The organism is Flavobacterium sp. DSR2-3-3 (assembly GCF_049896585.1).
GTDB lineage: Bacteria > Bacteroidota > Bacteroidia > Flavobacteriales > Flavobacteriaceae > Flavobacterium.
The window spans coordinates 37,904-57,348 of the sequence record NZ_JAFCUP010000011.1; the positions used below are offsets into that span (position 1 = coordinate 37,904).

Below are 19,445 nucleotides of genomic sequence, written 5' to 3' on the forward strand. Positions count from 1 at the left end.
AAAGTTCTAATCAATAAAGAGATTCATCACATTCTTTCTGGGCTATTGACAACTTATGAATAAAGTCAGGCTTGCTTTGCGCATTTACAGCTTCACGGACATTTGCACCAACTGAAGTAACGGATCGCAAAAATTGTTTACTCATAATATATTCTTTCTTTTCAGCGACCAAGTATTTATAAAAATTCACACCTCTAATTGCCAACTCAAAACTCTTTGTTTTTACAATACTTTCACTCATAATTCATAACTTAAAACTTATAACTCTAAGTTATGGATTTGTAGAAGAAACTTGCAACACTTTGCCGTTGAAATATTTATTTCCGGTCAAAGTAAAATCATAAATATAATTTGCCATTTCACTCGCACTTATTGGCGCTTGATAGCCTGGAAAAGCTTCAGCAAGCATTTCAGTTTGCACCGAACCCAAAGCTAAAACATTGAAAGAAATCCCACGCTCTTTGTATTCTTCAGCTAACAACTCTGATAATGTAATAACGGCTCCTTTACTCGAACTGTAAGCAGCAAGTCCGGCAAACTTCAAACTTCCCTGAATTCCGCCCATAGAACTTATCGTTACCACATGGCTTCCTTTTTGTAAAAAAGGCAAACAAATTCGGGTCAAATTAGCAACTCCAAAAACATTGACTTTATATATATTCTCGAAATCTTCCTGAGTGGTTTCTGAAAAGGATTTCAACAATAAACTTCCCGCATTATGAATGACTGCGTCTATTTGTTTCCAAGATTTGGAAAGAAAATCAGTTACTTTCTCCAATTCAGATTCACTGGATAAATCAACAGAAAGACAAGTGATGTTTTGGTTTCCTAATAAAGCTTCTGGAATTTTTCTGGAAATGGCTAAAACTTGGTGTCCCGCGTTGGCAAATTGCAATGCCAACTCAAATCCTATTCCCCTACTCGTTCCTGTGATGATAATATTTTTCATAGAGCAAAAATAAACAAAAACGGTAAAAAGTAATGCTTTACACAAAGGATTCTTGCTCTAATAAAAATTAAAGTTTCCTGTAATTTTACTTATTTTTGGCAAAGTAAATTAACATCCGAATTCCTAGAAAATGACAGAAAGAATTACATTCGAAATTGCAAAAATGAGTGACATTGATGGCGTATTGGCATTACAGGAATTGTATCTTGTTGCTAATTTATCTCAAGAAGAAAAAGCTTCCGGCTTTGTTACGACGCCATTTACGACTCAACAACTAACCGAAGTTATTCAAAAATCAGAATTGTTTATTGCTAAAGACAATGACAAAATCATTGCTTATGTTTTTACGGGAAGTTGGGATTTTTTCAAACAATGGCCCATTTTTAATTACATGAGTTCGTTGTTTCCCGAACTGACCTTTTTAGATTTTGACATCAACACAACCAATAGTTTTCAATATGGCCCCATTTGTATTCACAAGAAATATCGTGGAAAAGGTTTGATTACGCCGCTGTTCGAATTCATGAGAACACACATGCTTTATAAATACCCATTGGGATTGACTTTTATCAATAAAATCAATATTCCATCCACCAAAGCACATACCGAAAAACTAAAATGGACCATTATTGGGGATTTTCAATTCAACAACAATGATTATTTAATTTTGGCTTACGATATGAATCAGGCGGTTTCTTTAACTATTTAAGCATTATGATTTCCTTAGTTGGTGTGTTTGCCATTTTAGTAACAGCCGGTAATAATTCTTGAATGAAAGAAGTCATGTGCGGAATATCCATAGCACTGAAATCATCCGAAACATGATGATAAAACTCAAAGTTTTCAAAGTCAAAAGTACTCACAGATTGGCAAGGCACTTTAAAAAGTTCGTAAAAAGAGTAGTTATCTGATCTGTAAAATAATTTATATTCGGCTTCTTTTGGAAGAAAACCAATGGTGTTTTTTCCTGTGTATTCGTTGATTTTTCCCGCCATATTCGACTTATCAAAACCGGTAATGTACGCTAGATAATCTCTTTTCATCGGCACACCAATCATTTCAATATTGAACTGGGCATACAATTTAAAATCTTGTGCTTTCAGTTTTTTCGCTAAATGTTTAGAACCCAACAAGCCTTTTTCTTCTCCTGCAAAAAACACAAAAAGAATGCTGCGTTTATTATTTTTGGCGATACTGAAATATTTTGCCATTTCAGCAACTGCAGTTGTTCCAGAAGCATCATCATTAGCACCATTGTTTATAAAATCTCCATTCACCCCCTTTTTATCCAAACCAATGTGATCGTAATGCGCGCTTAAAATTATAAATTCATTTTTTAGAACTGGGTCATTTCCTTCAACAACACCTACAACATTAAAGGCCGTTTCCTTAAAAGTTGATAACGTATCACGATACGATTTGAAATACGGTTTTACATTGTTATCCTTAAAAAATTGTTCTAAATAATCCGCAGCCTTTACCATTCCCGCTTTTCCTGTTTCTCTGCCTTCTAAGTCATCCGAAGCTAAATATTTCAATGTTTTAGCAACGTCATTTTCTTTTACTCTATATGCAATTGACAACGGTTCACTTGTTTCGGTCTCATTTACAATCGACGAAATTTGTTTGCAACACAAGAAAAGAAATGGAAGTAACAGAAAAACTTTTTTCATAATTAATGTAGATTTTGGTTAATAAAGACAGCAATGTATTAACATTAAAGTTATATATTCAGATTCTTTTTCGATAATATTTTTTGTACACTTTAATCATTTGAACAAAGGCTAAAACTACAAAAAACAACGGAATCACAACAGGAATTACATATTTAGAAAAGCTGGTTGTCTTTTGAGATAACTTGTCTAATATCAAAACCAAAGTGAGCATTCCAAGAAACGTACCTATTAAAGTCCCTGCAATATAATACAGTTTGAGTTTATTTACAATGGAAATATAATTCCCATTAATCAAATACAGATTCCAACCGGTCCAAAATGGCACTTGAAGAAAATTGATCCCACTCAAAAAAACACCGATTAGAAACGGAGAATACATTGCATATTTTTCAAATACACCTTGCTGTTCCGTTGTTTGATTGGCGCTGGCGTAAAAAGAATAGCCAATAATCAATAGAAAGAAAACGGCAAAAAAATCAATAAACTTCATTAATTTTTTATTGTTGACCAATTGCTTTGCAAAAATTAAAGTGAAATAAATCACAAACATTTCCACGCAAATAACGCCGAACAAAAAGAAAATCAAACTGTTCATTCCAAATTTTGAATAGATTTCAAAACCAATAACATTCAAATATCCCAGCGGTATCGAACCAATAAAGCTCACTAAAAAACCAACAAAAATGTTCTTTACTGCTTTCATTATTTTAGAAATTTATAATTTTATTGCTTTGTTCCAAGTGCATTCTATATTCATTCATCCCGTCTTTGTGCAGTAAATAGGGAACACCATTTTTATGATTTGCAACGCTGATTTCATACATATACGTAATGTGACGCGCGAGTTCTTTCCATGCAAAAAACAAAGAATGTTTTGGGTCATAAATGTGCGTGGGCTCGCTTCCGGCACCATTTAACTCCACAATCGAGAAGTGTAATCCTTGTTCTAATTCTTCAACTGTATGGTACATCACATCCAATCTCCCAAAGTAGAAACCCGGAATCTGTAAGCACATTTCGTTGATGGTTTGTGTCAATTTCGGGGTTACCCACTGACTTCCGTCAATGAATTTTGCGCCTCTTGCATGATTTCCGTAAGGCACCAAATTTAGTTTTTCTCCTTTTGGAAGAATATCAAGTAGTTTTTTACCGTATTCCTGTTTTAAAACCTTTAACTGCATTTCGTACCGCGGATTTTCTTTGATTAATTCTTGCATAGTAGAGAATCCGTTTCCAGTGATAATCAAAAATTCTTTAGAAACTATTCCTGTAATTTTGCCCACTTTTTCATGAGGATAACGCACATAGAAAATTCCAATTTCGTTCTCGTAAGGAATTAAATCCTGCACTACGTAATCAAAATTTGCTTTATTAGCATATTCTTTTAAATCGGTAATCGAATTGATTTTTTTTACTGCAGATCCTCGCAGTCCAATATCCGGTTTTGCAATCAAAGGATACTTAATTTGTGCTACTTCAATCAAATTTAAAATTTCTTCCAGAGCAGTTCCTTCTTTTATTAATTCCGTTTTTGGATAATACTGTTGTGGAATCAAATCATAAATTTCTTTTTTGGACTCCATCATAAAACCGCCATTTTTTATGGTTGGATTTGAAGCGTTAAAGAAAAAAATAGATTTTGCCTTGATAGAATAATAGGACCAAAGAAAATAAATAGGAATGTAAACAATCTGGAAAGGCCAATATTCCCAATGCGTAATTTTATGAAAAAGTAGTTTGCTTCGCCTGTTCGTCATAACTCGGGTCAAATTAAGTTCTTTAAACAGTGATAAATGAGGTCGAAAAATCCTGCTGTGCAATTAAATCGTAATGCAATACAGCTACTTTATTTTTTTCAATAACCGATTGCGTGATACTCAACGTTTTCATCTCGTCATTTCTATTGATAACCAAACCGTTTTCATCATTTCCTTCTTCGGTGTAACGATGAAAATTGTGTATTTTTGATTCGGAAATTTCAGAATTATCATCCATAAAAGCATGAAACCAATTGTCTCGTTTTTCACGAACCGATTGCGAATACAAAGTTGAGGAAGACCAAATATGATTGTGATGAACATCAAGAGGAGTTGTTTGCTTTTCTTCTCCATTCCAGCGCAATTGAAAAAGCGCATTGTTTTGAAACAAAACTAAAGTAAAAGGTTCTATGTTTTCCAAATCAATTTCGGTCCAGAAATCCTTTGGCGAAAAGCTGCTAATCAGATCTAAAACAATTAAACCACGACTTTTTCGATACGGAAGTTTTACTTCATGTTTTTCATCAGCACCGTTTAATAACACCAAAATTATTCCATCCGCATTTGCAACAAACCAAGTTCCTCCGGCTTTTGGATCCTTTGGAAAAATAAGATTTTTTCCGTTTACGATATAATTATTTGGTGGTATTGCGCTCGGTCGTACCGTTTTTTCATCCCGATTGGAGGTAATGATAATTTTATCATTCGTTGCTACAAAACTTACTGTGCACATTGATTTCTATATTGTATTGTGGAGCGCGCAACGCCAAAATTAGGATCAATTGTCACTGTTTCACATTGCAAAATAGCCACTTTTATAAGCGCCTGATGATGAATGCAATGTTCCAGATTATACAATAATTCTCTAAAATAGTTGCTTTCAATTCGGATTTCCTCTCCGTCAATGATTTGCAACAGCTCGAGGTTTTTATTTTTTTTGTCTAAATTTTGTTGAATCGAAACAATATTTTCAATAGCGAAAATGGTGTCTGTTTGAATACGGGTATTTCGTTCCCTTTTATCATAATTTACAAGACCTGAATCATATTGATTTTCTAAGCATTGAAACATCTCAAGAATATGTCTGGTATGCTCCCCAATAGTTGCATTACTCAATTCCGCACAAGAACTGGAATATTCTTCTTGCGACAATTGATTCAGCAAATCAATTAGTTCTCTTAAACTATTATTAATGGAAGGTATCAGCATATTTATATTTTAATTCAACAAATTCATTACATTATTTCTATCCTTAAAAACTAAAATAACACAACAAAGAAAGGTAATTAGTGCCAAAATAAAAAGTGCGCCACCATTATTTTTACTTCCTTTTTAAGTACAAACAGAGTAACAAAGATTGAATTAACCGCATTTCCGCAACACACTGCAGCACCAAACAACGGAGTTCTTCGGTTTAAAATTAAAATAGTCGCAATCAACTCCGCATTGCCTTTTAAATTTAATAGTGTCTAAAAAAAATTCTTTCCGTAAATATATTAAAAAAACAAAATCCTTTCCAACCGAAATTAGAAAGGATTTCTATAATTATTTTGTTTTATTTACGAAACTAATCCTCTTGAAATTACAATTCGTTGTATTTCAGAAGTCCCTTCATAAATTTGAGTAATTTTAGAGTCACGCATCATACGTTCCACATGATATTCTGCTACATAACCATTTCCACCGTGAATTTGAACAGCTTCATTGGCCACTTCTAAAGCAATTTCTGAGGCGTACAATTTTGCCATCGCTCCAGAATGCGCAATATCTTTACCTTCATCTTTTTCGCAAGCCGCTTTCATCACCAATAATTTTGCTGCAGTTACTTTGACGTACATATCAGCCAGTTTAAAAGCAATTGCCTGATGGTTAAAAATTTCTTTTCCAAAGGCTTTTCTCTCATGCGAATATTTCAATGCAATTTCATAAGCACCAGTTGCAATTCCTAACGCTTGTGAGGCAATTCCTATTCTTCCGCCGTTTAAAACATTCATTGCAAAAGCAAATCCAAATCCGTCGGCACCAATTCTATTTTCTTTAGGAACTTTTACATCCGTAAACATTAACGAATGCGTATCGCTTCCACGAATTCCCATTTTTTTCTCTTTTGGACCAATATCAAATCCAGCCCAACCTTTCTCAACGATAAAAGCATTAATTCCTTTGTGTCCTTTTTCAATATCCGTTTGGGCAATTACTAAATAAGTGGATGCAGTTGACCCATTAGTGATCCAGTTTTTAGTTCCATTCAACAAATAATGATCGCCTTTATCAATAGCTGTAGTTTTTTGCGAAGTCGCATCGCTTCCCGCTTCTGGCTCTGACAAACAAAAAGCACCAATCACTTCCCCTTTGGCAAGCGGCACTAAATATTTCATTTTTTGCTCTTCACTGCAATATTTTTCAAGACCAGCACAAACTAAAGAGTTATTTACTGACATGATTACAGCTGCCGAAGCATCAACTTTTGCAATTTCTGTCATTGCCAAAACATAAGAAATGCTGTCCAAACCAGATCCACCATATTTAGGATCTACCATCATTCCCATAAAACCTAGATCGGCCATCATTTTTACCTGATCAGTTGGGAATTTTGAATGTTCATCACGTTCAATTACGCCCGGTAATAATTCTGCTACTGCAAAATCTTTAGCGGCTTGCTGAATCATTAAATGCTCTTCGGTTAGATTAAAATCCATATTTTAATTGTAAATTAATTGTTCTTAAATTTGTCATCAAAAGTAATTATTAAATATCAGATTTCAAACGATTTCGTAAATTTAGCCTATGTTTAAAGAAAACTATACTATAATAGGAGTCATGTCCGGAACTTCGCTGGACGGCGTAGATTTGGCACACATTGTCTTTACTGTAAAAAATAATAAGTGGGAATTTGAAATCCTGGAATCTGAAACTATTTCTTATACAACCGATTGGTTAAACAAATTAAAAATAGCCGTCGATTTTTCTAAAACTCAACTAAAGCAATTGGATCAAGACTATACGCAACTTTTGGGTACGATTATTTCAAGTTTTATTAAAAAATACGACGTAAAAAATCTCGACGCCGTTTGTTCGCACGGACACACTATCTTACACCAACCACAAAACGGATTTACTTTACAAATTGGCAACTTGCCTGAAATTGCTCGCTTAATTAACCAAACGGTAGTTTGTGATTTTCGGGTTCAGGATATACAACTGGGCGGTCAAGGAGCGCCTTTGGTACCTATTGGTGACCGAATTTTATTTCCTGCATATGATTACTGCATGAATTTAGGTGGTTTTTCGAATGTATCTTTTGAACAAAACAACAAAAGAATCGCCTTTGATATTTCACCTGTGAACACTGTTTTAAATTTTTATGCCAATCAATTGGGATTGGATTATGATGACAAAGGCAGTATTTCAAGAACCGGAATTTGTAACGAAGATTTATTAAATGGATTAAATGATTTGGATTATTACCAAAAAAAACATCCTAAATCATTGGGTTTCGAATTTGTAAAAGAAACTATTTTGCCTATTTTCGAAAGCTATTTTATTCCAATAAAAGACAAATTACACACCTTTACGGAACACGTGGCTTTGCAAATTACTTTGGCTTTGCCAAAAAAAAACGGCAGCCTTTTCATAACTGGCGGTGGCGCTTACAATGATTTTCTCATCGAAAGAATTCAGTACCATTTACCAGAAATGAAAATCATAATTCCTTCAGCTAAAATATTGGAATTCAAAGAAGCGTTGATTTTTGCATTACTCGGTGTTTTAAAATTACGAGGAGAAATCAATGTTTTGAATAGCGTTACAGGAGCAAAAAAAGATCACAGTTCTGGAACTATTTATTCTCCTAAATAAAATTAAAAATAGATAATTCACATTATTCTATTTTTTATATTTGCCAAAATTAAACATATCGCAACAAATGAAAGATTTATTAAAGAAATTCGAAAATAAAGAACCTGAAATAGTTTTCCATTGGAAAGATACAGAAACGGAAGCTGAAGGATGGACAGTCATTAATTCGCTACGTGGTGGCGCTGCCGGTGGTGGTACTCGTATGAGAAAAGGGTTGGATATGAATGAAGTTTTGTCTTTGGCAAAAACCATGGAAGTGAAATTTTCGGTTTCTGGACCTGCAATCGGAGGCGCTAAATCTGGAATTAATTTTGATCCAAATGATCCAAGAAAAAAAGGCGTTTTACAACGTTGGTATAAAGCCGTCTCTCCTTTATTAAAGAGTTACTACGGAACTGGCGGTGATTTGAATGTAGATGAAATTCACGAAGTAATTCCTATGACGGAGGAATGTGGCGTTTGGCATCCCCAAGAAGGTGTTTTTAACGGACATTTCAAACCGACCGAAGCAGATAAAATCAACAGAATAGGGCAATTGCGTCAAGGTGTGGTGAAGGTGATTGAAAATCCAAAATTCTCACCTGATGTTTCCAAAAAATATACTGTTGCCGATATGATTACTGGTTATGGTGTTGCTGAAGCCGTTCGTAATTATTACACGATTTATGGTGGAGATGTAAAGGGAAAGAAAGCAATCGTTCAAGGTTTTGGAAACGTAGGGTCAGCTGCCGCATTTTACTTAGCCGAGATGGGTGCTAAAGTAATTGGTATTATCGACAGAGATGGTGGATTAATAAATGAAGAAGGATTCTCTTTCGAAGAAATTAGAGCTTTATTTATAGCCAAAGACGGAAACAAACTGGTTGCCGAAAACATGATTCCGTTTGAAGAAATCAATCAAAAAATATGGACAATCGGTGCTGAAATATTCACTCCGTGTGCCGCTTCCCGATTGGTCACTCAATCACAAATTGACAACTTAATTGCAAATGGTCTTGAAGTAATTTCCTGTGGTGCGAATGTACCTTTTGCCGATGCAGCAATCTTTTTCGGACCAATTATGGAAGATGTAGATCATAAAGTGAGTTTGATTCCTGACTTTATTTCTAATTGTGGGATGGCGCGTGTTTTTGCTTATTTCATGGAAAAGAAAGTACAAATGACAGATGAAGCTATCTTCCAAGACACCTCAGAAATCATCAAAAAAGCAATCGAAAAAACGCATGCTTTAAATTCAAGTAAAACAAATATTAGTGCCACTGCTTTTGAAATTGCATTAAAGCAGCTTACTTAAATTAAAATAGTATTCTTTAACCCGTTAGGTGTAATTCAATTTGTGTAATTTTTTAACCACATAGAAACATAGATTTTTACATCAAGGAAGTCGTTTCACTTTTTTAGTAAAAACCATAGCTAGGTGAACCCAAGAATTGGGCTATTTGACTCTATTTTTCCATGTTTCTATGTTTCTATGTTTCTATGTGGTTCAATTTTTTTGTTTAAAATTAATTTAAATTTTTATTACTATTATCCAACGGATTATTCTTTAATATTTATCGGAACTGGGATTAAGCAGATTTTATAGTCTATTTAATCCCTTTTCTTATTTTTAGTTTTAAGCGAAAGCGATCTTATTTATATTCCGGAAGTAGCTTTTTACTCTTAACAATTTTTAGTACTTTTCAACGTTTTTTAGTAATACACTTTTTAAAATTTAAAATACAAATGAGTTCCACCATTTCATCAGATCAAAAGAAATCCTTAGCACTATCCATTCTTTTGTATGCGACAATGTTGTTGATATTATTTTTCATCCGATTTTGGCCTCCTGCAAACATGGATGAACTTGCCGGTGGCGGAGGTGGCGGTGGCGTTACTGTGAATTTTGGCGACAGCGATTTCGGTTCTGGAGCAGATTATAAGAGTGAAATTTTGGAAGTAAAAAACCAAACCAGACAAACGCCTGCAAAATCAACTCCGGACGAAGCTATTTTATCGCAAGAAAACAGCAGCGAGGAAAGTGTCGTGATTCCGACGAAAGAAAAGACTAAAAAACCAACAGTAGTCGTAAAAGAAGAAACAAAACCCGTGGTTGTAAAACCTAAAGTTTCTAACAATACCAATGATGCTTTATCCAGCATCATGAAAGGATCCAATAAAGGCGGTGACGGGGATGATAAAACAGCTGGGAACAAAGGAAAATCTAACGGAAGCTTAAGTTCTAACGGTTATTATGGAACAGGTGGTTCTGGTGGAGGAACAGGTGGAGGAAACGGCACTGGAACCGGAATAGGAACTGGAAGCGGCTATGGCTCCGGAAGCGGCGGCGGAACAGGGAGTGGTTCTGGCGGCGGCGTTGGATATTCGTTAGGAAACAGAAAAGCAGTTTCTAAACCCGCGCCAAAATACACGTGTAATGAACAAGGAAAAGTTGTTGTTGAAGTATCGGTAGATAGATCTGGAAGGACTGTAAATGCTGTTGCCGGTGTAAAAGGAACCACTAATACCGCAAAATGTTTACTAGACCAAGCCCGAATTGCTGCTATGAATACGAGATGGGATGCCAGCAGCGATGCTCCGGAAAAACAAGTCGGAAAGATTGTTTATAATTTCAATTTGAATTAAAACAATTAGGAGTAGTAGTTTTTTGTAAACAGTAACTATTCTTGTCATCGCAAATAATCTGGCAGATCACGAATCTGCGTGAGGGATAGCAGCAAGTACCGAAGTACTGCGGATAGCCCGACCGCAATATGAAAAGGGGCTAATCAGCATAAAGTTGATTAGCCCCTTTTCCTATTGTGGTCACGCCCAAATAAAGAATTGCTTCGTAAAAACAAGCAATGCCTTACTTGGGACTGGTAGCAATCACAAACTTCAGATTGTTCTTCACTCCTATTTGCAGTACATCGACTAAGTCTTGTACTTGCAAATTAAATGGAATACGAACAATTACCGTTTGGTCCTTGGTTGAGCTCATTTTAGACATCAGTGTCCTTTCCAGTTCTTTAAATGAAACAGGCTGTTTGTCAATGTAGAATTTTTTATCCTCAGTAACGGATAAGCTAATGTATTGCTTGTTTGTCTTCTCGTTGGATTGTGCTTTTGGCAACGTCATCTTGATAACATTAGGATTAGCCAAGGTTGATATAATCAAGAAAAACAACAACAGAAAAAACATAATATCACTTAATGAAGAAGTCGCGACCTCGGCATGAAATCTTCTTTTACGTTTTATAGACATGTTACGATCTTTGAATAATATTTACAAACTCTAATATTTGTTTTTGAATTTTTAAAGCAAAATTATCAATCTTGCCGTTTAATAAATGATACCCGCTGTAGGCGATAATACCAACGATTAATCCAGCACCACTACTGATCATTTTTTCATACAATCCTCCGGAAATATTACCAATACTAATATTTTCAGTTACCGAAATGCTGTAAAATATTTTTATAACTCCTGAGATTGTTCCAATAAACCCTAAAGTGGGCGCAATTCCGGCAATAAGTCCCAGATGGCCTAGATGCTTTTCCATTTCTCCAATTTCGATATCGGCAGCACGATCCATATTGGATTCAATTTCGATAATAGGTCTGCCAATAACCAAAATTCCTTCCTTGATAATATTGCCTGAGGCACTACTATTTCGTTCTGCAATAGATCGAGCCAAATCAAGATTTCCGGAATTTAAATTATCGCGTACATCACGCATCAAAAGAGTATCAATTTTAGATGCTTTACTGACATACAAATAGCGTTCAATGATCAAATAAAAAGTGTAAAATAATAAAATCCCAATTGGGATCAACCACACACCGCCTTTCAAAAGAAATCCTAAAGTAGATATTTCGGTATTTGGAGCAATTTTTTCGATAACTACGTTTGAAGCAGCGTTGGTAATGGTGTCGGCCTGTAATTGTATAAAACTAAACATATAATATTATTGTATTTCAATCATTAATTCTAAAAATTATTTCAATTTTGCACTAAAGATACTTTTCGATGTACTATTAAACTAAAAAAATCGAAAAATATTTTAAACAACCCTATTTTATTACAAAAATGAATTATCAGGAAACCACAAATTGGATGTTTAATCAGCTCCCGATGTACCAGCTTCAGGGCGCTTCGGCCTACAAAAAAGATTTAACCAACACGCATTTACTCTTAGCACACCTTGAAAATCCACAGGAGAAAATTAAGTGTATTCATGTTGCGGGAACTAATGGAAAAGGCTCGACCTCACACATGTTGGCATCCATACTTCAAGAAGCGGGTTATAAAGTTGGATTATACACTTCCCCACATCTAAAAGATTTTCGAGAACGCATTAAAATTAACGGAAAAGATATTTCTGAGGAATTCGTTATTAATTTCATCAATAAACACAAAAGTTTTTTTGAATCAAATGACATGAGTTTTTTTGAAATGACCGTTGGATTGGCTTTTGATTATTTTTATATAGAACAAATAGACATCGCCGTTATTGAAGTGGGAATGGGCGGAAGGCTGGATGCAACCAATGTCATTACCCCTCTAGTTTCAGTAATAACAAATATAGGAATGGATCACATCCAGTTTTTGGGCAACACACTTGATGCCATCGCATTTGAAAAAGCGGGCATCATAAAACCTGATATTCCAGTAGTAATTGGCGAATACACACCTGAGACCAAACCAGTTTTTCTGGATAAAGCTACAGAATGCAACTCGAAAATATATTTTGCTTCTGATTTAATTTTAGAAACCTATCCTTCTGATTTAATTGGTGATTATCAGATGCACAATAAGAAAACAGTTTTACAGACCATTGCCGTTTTAAATGCCCAAAAGGAATTTATAATTACTCCAGAAAACATAAAATCCGGATTATTACAAGTTGTAACAAACACAGACCTTCAAGGCAGATGGCAACAGATAAATGAATTTCCAAAAGTTATTTGCGATACCGCACACAATAAAAATGGATTGGAAATTGTTTTAAAACAAATACAAAAAGAAGAATTTGATGATCTACATATCGTTTTAGGAGCTGTAAGCGACAAAGATTTGGAAGAAATTTTACCTTTATTTCCCAAAAAAGCCAAGTATTACTTTTGCAAACCTAATATTCCTCGCGGACTAGACGCTGCAATTCTAAAACAAAAAGCAACAACTTTCGAATTAATAGGAGAAGTATATAATTCTGTTCCAGCGGCTTATCAAAAAGCAATTGAAACCGCCGGGAAATCTGATTTTATATATATTGGCGGAAGCACCTTTGTAGTTGCAGAAATTTTATAATTTTTTTAGTTTTTACTTGCAAATTTAGAAAAGTGATGTATATTTGCAAACGCAATAACGGAAACGAAAGTAACTAACATTGCATTAGGGCGATTAGCTCAGCTGGTTCAGAGCACCTCGTTTACACCGAGGGGGTCGGGGGTTCGAACCCCTCATCGCCCACAAATAACTTCATTAGAAATAATGGAGTTTTTTTATGTCTAATATGTCCCGTCCTAAAATAGGACTAAGTTCAAAAGTTGCGGGTTGTACAAAAAGATTAGATAACCTCAACAAGAAAAAAATAGCGATAGACAAAAAACTCCATTAGAAATAATGGAGTTTTTTTATTTTTTTTTTTAAATTACCAACCCTGCGTCAACCCGTTTTTAACGACTTCTTCATATTTTTCTTTATCGAAACTGTATAAATTTGGGGCTTTGTGGGCTACATTACTTTTCTTCTCGTCCAGCTTTGTTAAAATCCCGATTGCCGTTATCTTACGTAGAAAATTTCTACGGTCGAGTTTTCTACCTAAGATGGTTTCGTATAATTTTTGTAATTCCGGAATCGTAAATTTTTCGGGTAATAAATTATATCCTACCGGCATTAAATTTAATTCCATACGAAGGGTTTTCAATGCTGTATCCAGAATTTGTCTGTGATCTAGAATCAATTCTGGCACCGCATTATGATCAATCCACTCTACAATTTCGTTGTTATCTAAAGGCTGCGGAATTGTTTGCAAAAAATCGACTAAGGCATAATAACCAACCGTTACAAAACGGCTAGCATACCATTTCCCTTCGTCTAAAGGTATTCCGTAAAATTCCAGTACTGAATTACTGGTAACAATATTGGTCCGTCTGGCTGCGCCAAATGTCGAAAACTGCCTCAGAAAAATTCCTTTCAATCCAGTTCTACAATTTAAAACAGTTACTGCAGCCTGATCAATATCTTCATTTAATGGCACAAAACCCCCGGGTAAAGCCCATTTGTCACTGTACTTTGTTTTTATTAACAACACTTTGAGCTGATTGTCATGAAATCCAAAGATCACACAATCTATCGACAAACCTGGTTGGTATAATTCCTTATTATCTAAAATATTTTTTAACATCTGCTTATTTTCTAGTCATTAAAATATAATTTTTAGTCTCACGATTTAATTCATTTTTCTTAAGAAAGTTAAGGAACATTTGATTTTAAAAACGCATCATTCATTATTTTTACCTTAAGATAAAAATATTGGACAAAGAAACAAATCCATTCGATTAAAAAACATATTAATAGTGAATTACAGCTAAAAAAATCATTTAATTAATTATTGGAAGAGGACTGGAATCACATTCGTATACCCACGCATGAATTATTAAGTAATTTAGTATTGTTTTTCAACAACATTACCAGTTGCCGCTTCCTAGAATACTGTTACGGCATAAAAAATGGATAAACCTTTCGGAATTGAATTTAAAGCGCATGATGTTCAACTAGTTACGTATTCAGATTAGGTATGAAGTACGCCCTAATTGGAGGAAGAAACTGGCAATATTTTTGTGAAGTTCTAGTTTTGAGATAAGAAATTGCCAATGGTTTTATTAATGGAGTTCAACGTTTTATAAGTGCCATAAAAATACCAAAACGGACGAGGAGAAAAAAGCAAATTACTCTTTTCGAGCTATATTAGCCTATGGGCCAAGTAATAAATTCTTTTTTTTATCAGGAGGGAAATTTGCAGACGCAGTTCTTGATGGTCTTTTGACGGCTATAAGCCAAAATTAAAATTATTATAAAATGTTGTTGTAAAAGTATTTAAAACTCAATCGACAGGACTTATAGGTAAACTGTCGATTGAGGTTTTTTATTTTTCTAATTCAAAAGTGTTTTTCAAACGAATATCTTTCGAAGATGAGCCAATCATTAAATCAAAATCTCCTGGTTCAGTAATCCACTGTAAAGCTGCATTGTAAAAAGATAATTTTTCCTTGTCTATGATAAATTCCAACACTTTAGTTTCACCCGGACTAAGTTGTATCTTTTGAAAATCTTTCAACTCAATAATTGGCCGAACCACAGATCCTACTTTGTCTCTTAGATATAGCTGTACCACCTCTTCTCCAGCCACATTTCCTGAATTTTTTACATGTAATGAAACTGTGATTTTTTCCGTAATTTTTATCTTATTTTTAGATAGTTTTAAATCTGAATATACAAAAGTAGTATAACTTAATCCATAGCCAAAAGGAAATTTAGGGCTGTTATTTAAATCCGTATAGGCCGAAACATAATTAAAAGCGGTGTCATTTGGAGCGGGTCTTCCTGTATTAAAATGATTGTAATAAATAGGAATTTGTCCTTCTGCTCTTGGAAAAGTCATTGGCAATTTTCCCGATGGATTGTAATCGCCAAACAAAACATCCGCGATAGCATTTCCTGCTTCGCTACCCAACCACCAAGTATAAAGGATTGCGGGAACATTATCAGCCGTCCAATTAAAAACGAGCGGTCTTCCTGCGTTAATTAAAACCACAACCGGCTTCCCAGTCGCTTGTATTGCTTTTACCAATTCTTCCTGAACGCCTGGAAAATGAATATTACTACGACTTTTAGCTTCACCACTCATATCCGCTCTTTCACCAATACTCAAAATTACGATATCCGCTTGATTGGCAATGGCTATTGCTTCTGCAAAACCATCTTTGTTATCCCCATCGATCTCACACCCTTTGGCGTAAAGCAATTTACTGGAGCTGCCTACCTTATTTTGCAGTCCTTCCCATTGTGAAACAACTTGTGTATTATAATCCAACTCTGGTAATTCTACCGCCCAAAAACCCATATTTTGTTTGTGTTCTTTTACCAAAGGGCCAATAAAAGCAATTGTTTTCGTGTCTTTGGAAAGGGGTAAAATATTCTTCTCCCTCCCCGACGGGATAGCGTTTTTTAACAATACGATACTTTTTGCTGCAATAATTCTTGCTGCTTTTCTGTGCTCCGGATTATTCATTGCGGCTTCTTCTCTTTCAAGATTGGAGTATTTATAGGGATTGTCAAAAAGTCCTAATTCGAATTTCTTGCGTAAAATTCTTTTTACAGCGTCATCAATCAAGGCAATTGGCACTTTATTTTCTTGAACCAATTCCGCTAAATGGTAGCGATAAGCATTGCTTTCCATATCCATATCACTTCCTGCTGTTATGGCTTGTAATGCAGCTTCTTTAATATCTTTTGAGTATCCGTGATTGACCATTTCCCCGATCGAACCCCAATCAGAAACTACAAAACCCTGAAAGTTCCATTTCTCTTTTAGAATGTCGCGTTGTAAATATTTATTTCCGGTTGCAGGAATTCCGTTAAGGTCATTAAATGAATTCATAAAAGTGGCCGCACCCGCATCCAAAGCAGATTTGAAAGGCGGCAAATACGTTTCCCAAAGCATTCTTTCGCTCATATCAACTGAGTTATAATCTCTCCCGCCAATTGCAGCGCCATAAGCCGCAAAATGTTTCACGCAAGCCATTACCGAATTGACATTACCTAATTTTTCTTGAAAACCTTTCACTCTGGCATAAGCAATTTTCGAACCTAAATAGGTGTCTTCTCCCGCTCCTTCCATTACGCGTCCCCAACGCGGATCACGAGCAATATCAACCATAGGCGCAAATGTCCAATGAATTCCACTTGCCGATGCTTCGACAGCGGCAATTCTTGCCGAAAGTTCCATCGCGGCCAAATCCCAACTTGCGGCTTCCGCCAAAGGAATTGGAAAAGTAGTTTTATACCCATGAATAACATCCTGACCAAACAACAAAGGAATTTTCAATCTCGACTGCATTGCTAATTCCTGATATTGGCGGGTATATTTCGTACCAATAACATTCAACATCGAGCCTATTAAACCTTTTTTGATTTCGGTTTCCTTATTTGGATTTATCGTTATGGGTCCTGTCGCCTGATTATTTCCCGTATATTGATTGAGTTGCCCAATTTTCTCTTCAAGTGTCATTTGCTTCAGCAACGCATTAACTTTTTGGTCAATTGTTTTTTGTTGTGACAACGCAATAAAGCAGGTCAATAAAAGAGTTATAGTTCCTATTTTTTTCATTTCTAAATACTATTATTTTTATAATCAAATTCATTTATCTCATAATCCAAAGAATAAGAAATAACCTTTCATTTTTTTAACTCGACTGGAATTTTGAATTCTAAAAAGTTCAAATTGAAATTTCCTTTTTCAAAATGCACTTTGACTTTATTCATTCCTTGTTTTAAAACAACATTTTTTAATGTTACGGTTTTCCAATTATTTATTTCACCTGAAGATGGAATTGTTATTGTTTCAGAAATTCTACCATTTTCATCTTCCAAATAAAGTTTTCCACCAGCGACATCACTTGCATACCGAATAGCAACATCAAAGGTAGTTTTGGCGTTCACCTCAACGGTGTATTGCAGCCATTCGCCATCTTCAATAAACGCAACATGAAATCCATTTGTCATTGCATCGCTACAAGATTGAATATCAACCCCATCATTTCGCATCATTCCGCCTTTGTTCCATTTGGTAAATTTAGTACCATCATAATTAGCTACATCTTTATCCAAATACGCGTAACCGTTTTGTCCTAAATCATATTCTGTTGCGAATATTATCCCCGGCAACGAATGATTTTTATAATTCTTTGTTTCAGTTGTTTGAACTTGTCTGAACATTGCATCAATCACATCATGCCTAATGGTCAGTTTATTCATTTTGAAGTTTTCAGCAATTTGCAGTAAGGCGTTTTTAGCAAAATCCACTGTTGGCTTTTTTCCTCCGTTTTGCCAATATTCCAGCAATTGATCGTATTCCTGAGTTTTTGTTACTGACGTAACTCCAGCTAAGCTTTCAATTTTTTTCATTGGCCAAAAAGCCCAACCAATGTTATTAGACTCCATTAAAGAGATGGCTTCCTTGAACCAAACATTTGAGTTTTCACCACTTTCTCCCAACCAAATTGGCACATTGTATTGGGTTCTGTAGTCCAACATTTTTTGTATCGACACGGTGTCATTTTGATTCCAATATTTGTGAAAACTCAGCGCCATATTTTCATCCCAAAGCGGAAACATACCATTGTAATTATTTCCCCAGCAATTTCCTTCAATGAAAATTAAATGATTTGTATCAATAGCTCGAATCGCATTTGTAACTCTAACTTGTAACGCTTTTAAAGGCGCATTCGACATTTCATCACAACCATTTTGATTCGTTCCCGTAAAATTCCAATTGGGCTCGTTGATAATATCATAAGCTCCAATCCAAGAATTGCTTTTGTAACGCACCGCTAACTTTTCCCAAAGTGCCACCATTTTATCCTGATTTGCTGTACTTTCCCAAAGTGATGGTTTTTCGGGGTCATGATCTGAAATATTGGCATCTTTTCCCTGACCGCCGGGAGCTGCATGCAAATCTAAAATCAAATAAATTTTATTGGCAGCACACCATTTTAATAAATCATCGGTCATTTTAAAACCCTCCTCCAGCCAAGTATTTTGACCTGAAACCGCTTCTTGTTCAAGAGGCAACGTATATAAATTATAATGCATCGGCAAGCGAACGGAATTAAATCCCCAAGCCGCCAATGAATCGATGTCATTCTTCGTTATTCCATTTGCTTTGTAAGCATTATAAAATTCTTCCGTATTTTTGGCACCAATTAAATTCGTTATTTTTTGCTTTATCACATGTTGAGGACCAGCAAACGAACCGGTTTGAAGCATATATCCTTCCTGAACCATCCATCCACCCAATCCCAAACCTCGCAAGATCACTTTTTGGCCATTCCCATCGACAATTTCTTGTCCTTTTCTATGCAAAAAACCTTGTCCAAACGAGGCAACTGAAAAAGAAATAAAGGCTATTAAAACTATTTTTTTCATAAAGTTGGTTTTAA

The 19,445-nt window shown here is 35.1% G+C and carries 18 protein-coding genes and 1 tRNA gene; 6 read left to right on the forward strand and 13 right to left on the reverse strand.

Annotated features, from left to right (window positions below; translation table 11 throughout):
• Nucleotides 1-10 precede the first annotated feature (10 nt).
• Nucleotides 11-241 carry a four helix bundle protein gene (locus tag ACP7AQ_RS13605; RefSeq protein ID WP_426095845.1) on the reverse strand — a complete coding sequence of 77 codons (231 nt, stop codon included), beginning with the start codon at nt 239-241 and terminating at the stop codon, nt 11-13.
• Nucleotides 242-271: 30 nt separating this feature from the next.
• Complete coding sequence (locus ACP7AQ_RS13610; protein WP_426095846.1) at nt 272-949, reverse strand: SDR family NAD(P)-dependent oxidoreductase; 678 nt, start codon at nt 947-949, stop codon at nt 272-274.
• A gap of 130 nt (nt 950-1,079) precedes the next feature.
• Here ACP7AQ_RS13610 and ACP7AQ_RS13615 point away from each other — a divergent pair, with 130 nt between their 5' ends.
• Nucleotides 1,080-1,658 carry a GNAT family acetyltransferase gene (locus tag ACP7AQ_RS13615; RefSeq protein ID WP_426095847.1) on the forward strand — a complete coding sequence of 193 codons (579 nt, stop codon included), beginning with the start codon at nt 1,080-1,082 and terminating at the stop codon, nt 1,656-1,658.
• Here the strand turns inward: ACP7AQ_RS13615 and ACP7AQ_RS13620 are convergent.
• From ACP7AQ_RS13620 to ACP7AQ_RS13645, 6 genes are all read right to left on the reverse strand, one after another.
• A complete protein-coding gene (locus ACP7AQ_RS13620) occupies nt 1,651-2,622 on the reverse strand; it encodes a M28 family peptidase (protein WP_426095848.1) in 972 nt (323 codons plus the stop codon). The genes ACP7AQ_RS13615 and ACP7AQ_RS13620 overlap by 8 nt on opposite strands.
• 58 nt (nt 2,623-2,680) lie before the next feature.
• Nucleotides 2,681-3,328 (reverse strand): hypothetical protein, encoded by a 648-nt coding sequence (locus ACP7AQ_RS13625; protein ID WP_426095849.1) that lies wholly within the window; start codon nt 3,326-3,328, stop codon nt 2,681-2,683.
• 4 nt (nt 3,329-3,332) lie between these two features.
• Entirely contained in the window at nt 3,333-4,382 is a 1,050-nt protein-coding gene (locus tag ACP7AQ_RS13630; protein WP_426095850.1) for a D-alanine--D-alanine ligase, read from the reverse strand.
• Nucleotides 4,383-4,404: 22 nt separating this feature from the next.
• A complete protein-coding gene (locus ACP7AQ_RS13635) occupies nt 4,405-5,115 on the reverse strand; it encodes an NRDE family protein (protein ID WP_426095851.1) in 711 nt (236 codons plus the stop codon).
• On the reverse strand, nt 5,103-5,591 hold the full coding sequence (locus tag ACP7AQ_RS13640) for a DinB family protein (protein WP_426095852.1): 489 nt from the start codon (nt 5,589-5,591) through the stop codon (nt 5,103-5,105). Before ACP7AQ_RS13640 ends, ACP7AQ_RS13635 begins: the two co-directional genes overlap by 13 nt.
• Nucleotides 5,592-5,941: 350 nt before the next feature.
• On the reverse strand, nt 5,942-7,081 hold the full coding sequence (locus tag ACP7AQ_RS13645; protein ID WP_426095853.1) for an acyl-CoA dehydrogenase family protein: 1,140 nt from the start codon (nt 7,079-7,081) through the stop codon (nt 5,942-5,944).
• An 88-nt stretch (nt 7,082-7,169) separates the two neighbouring features.
• Between ACP7AQ_RS13645 and ACP7AQ_RS13650 the strand changes: the two genes are divergently transcribed.
• The 3 genes from ACP7AQ_RS13650 (at nt 7,170) to ACP7AQ_RS13660 (ending at nt 10,865) form a co-directional block, all read left to right on the forward strand.
• On the forward strand, nt 7,170-8,240 hold the full coding sequence (locus ACP7AQ_RS13650) for an anhydro-N-acetylmuramic acid kinase (RefSeq protein ID WP_426095854.1): 1,071 nt from the start codon (nt 7,170-7,172) through the stop codon (nt 8,238-8,240).
• Between the two features lie 67 nt (nt 8,241-8,307).
• Nucleotides 8,308-9,534, forward strand: a complete 1,227-nt coding sequence (locus ACP7AQ_RS13655; RefSeq protein WP_426095855.1) for a Glu/Leu/Phe/Val dehydrogenase dimerization domain-containing protein — start codon at nt 8,308-8,310, stop codon at nt 9,532-9,534.
• Between the two features lie 431 nt (nt 9,535-9,965).
• A complete protein-coding gene (locus ACP7AQ_RS13660) occupies nt 9,966-10,865 on the forward strand; it encodes an energy transducer TonB (RefSeq protein WP_426091921.1) in 900 nt (299 codons plus the stop codon).
• A gap of 223 nt (nt 10,866-11,088) precedes the next feature.
• On the opposite strand, the gene ACP7AQ_RS13665 is transcribed toward ACP7AQ_RS13660, so the two are convergent.
• Together ACP7AQ_RS13665 and ACP7AQ_RS13670 are read right to left on the reverse strand one after the other, a co-directional pair.
• Nucleotides 11,089-11,484, reverse strand: coding sequence for an ExbD/TolR family protein (locus tag ACP7AQ_RS13665; RefSeq protein ID WP_426095856.1), 396 nt, complete (start codon nt 11,482-11,484; stop codon nt 11,089-11,091).
• Between the two features lies 1 nt (nt 11,485).
• The gene (locus ACP7AQ_RS13670) at nt 11,486-12,181 is read right to left on the reverse strand and encodes a MotA/TolQ/ExbB proton channel family protein (RefSeq protein WP_426063381.1); all 696 of its coding nucleotides are present in this window, start codon (nt 12,179-12,181) and stop codon (nt 11,486-11,488) included.
• 128 nt (nt 12,182-12,309) lie between these two features.
• Between ACP7AQ_RS13670 and ACP7AQ_RS13675 the strand changes: the two genes are divergently transcribed.
• Together ACP7AQ_RS13675 and ACP7AQ_RS13680 are read left to right on the forward strand one after the other, a co-directional pair.
• Nucleotides 12,310-13,530 carry a bifunctional folylpolyglutamate synthase/dihydrofolate synthase gene (locus ACP7AQ_RS13675; RefSeq protein WP_426095857.1) on the forward strand — a complete coding sequence of 407 codons (1,221 nt, stop codon included), beginning with the start codon at nt 12,310-12,312 and terminating at the stop codon, nt 13,528-13,530.
• Nucleotides 13,531-13,617: 87 nt separating this feature from the next.
• A tRNA-Val gene (locus ACP7AQ_RS13680) sits at nt 13,618-13,692 on the forward strand.
• 181 nt (nt 13,693-13,873) lie between these two features.
• On the opposite strand, the gene ACP7AQ_RS13685 is transcribed toward ACP7AQ_RS13680, so the two are convergent.
• The 3 genes from ACP7AQ_RS13685 to ACP7AQ_RS13695 all read right to left on the reverse strand — a co-directional run bounded on the left by ACP7AQ_RS13685 (nt 13,874) and on the right by ACP7AQ_RS13695 (nt 19,431).
• The gene (locus ACP7AQ_RS13685; RefSeq protein ID WP_426095858.1) at nt 13,874-14,629 is read right to left on the reverse strand and encodes an NUDIX hydrolase; all 756 of its coding nucleotides are present in this window, start codon (nt 14,627-14,629) and stop codon (nt 13,874-13,876) included.
• Between the two features lie 741 nt (nt 14,630-15,370).
• Complete coding sequence (locus tag ACP7AQ_RS13690) at nt 15,371-17,614, reverse strand: glycoside hydrolase family 3 N-terminal domain-containing protein (protein ID WP_426095859.1); 2,244 nt, start codon at nt 17,612-17,614, stop codon at nt 15,371-15,373.
• Nucleotides 17,615-17,682: 68 nt separating this feature from the next.
• Nucleotides 17,683-19,431, reverse strand: coding sequence for a cellulase family glycosylhydrolase (locus tag ACP7AQ_RS13695; RefSeq protein WP_426095860.1), 1,749 nt, complete (start codon nt 19,429-19,431; stop codon nt 17,683-17,685).
• Nucleotides 19,432-19,445: the final 14 nt, after the last annotated feature.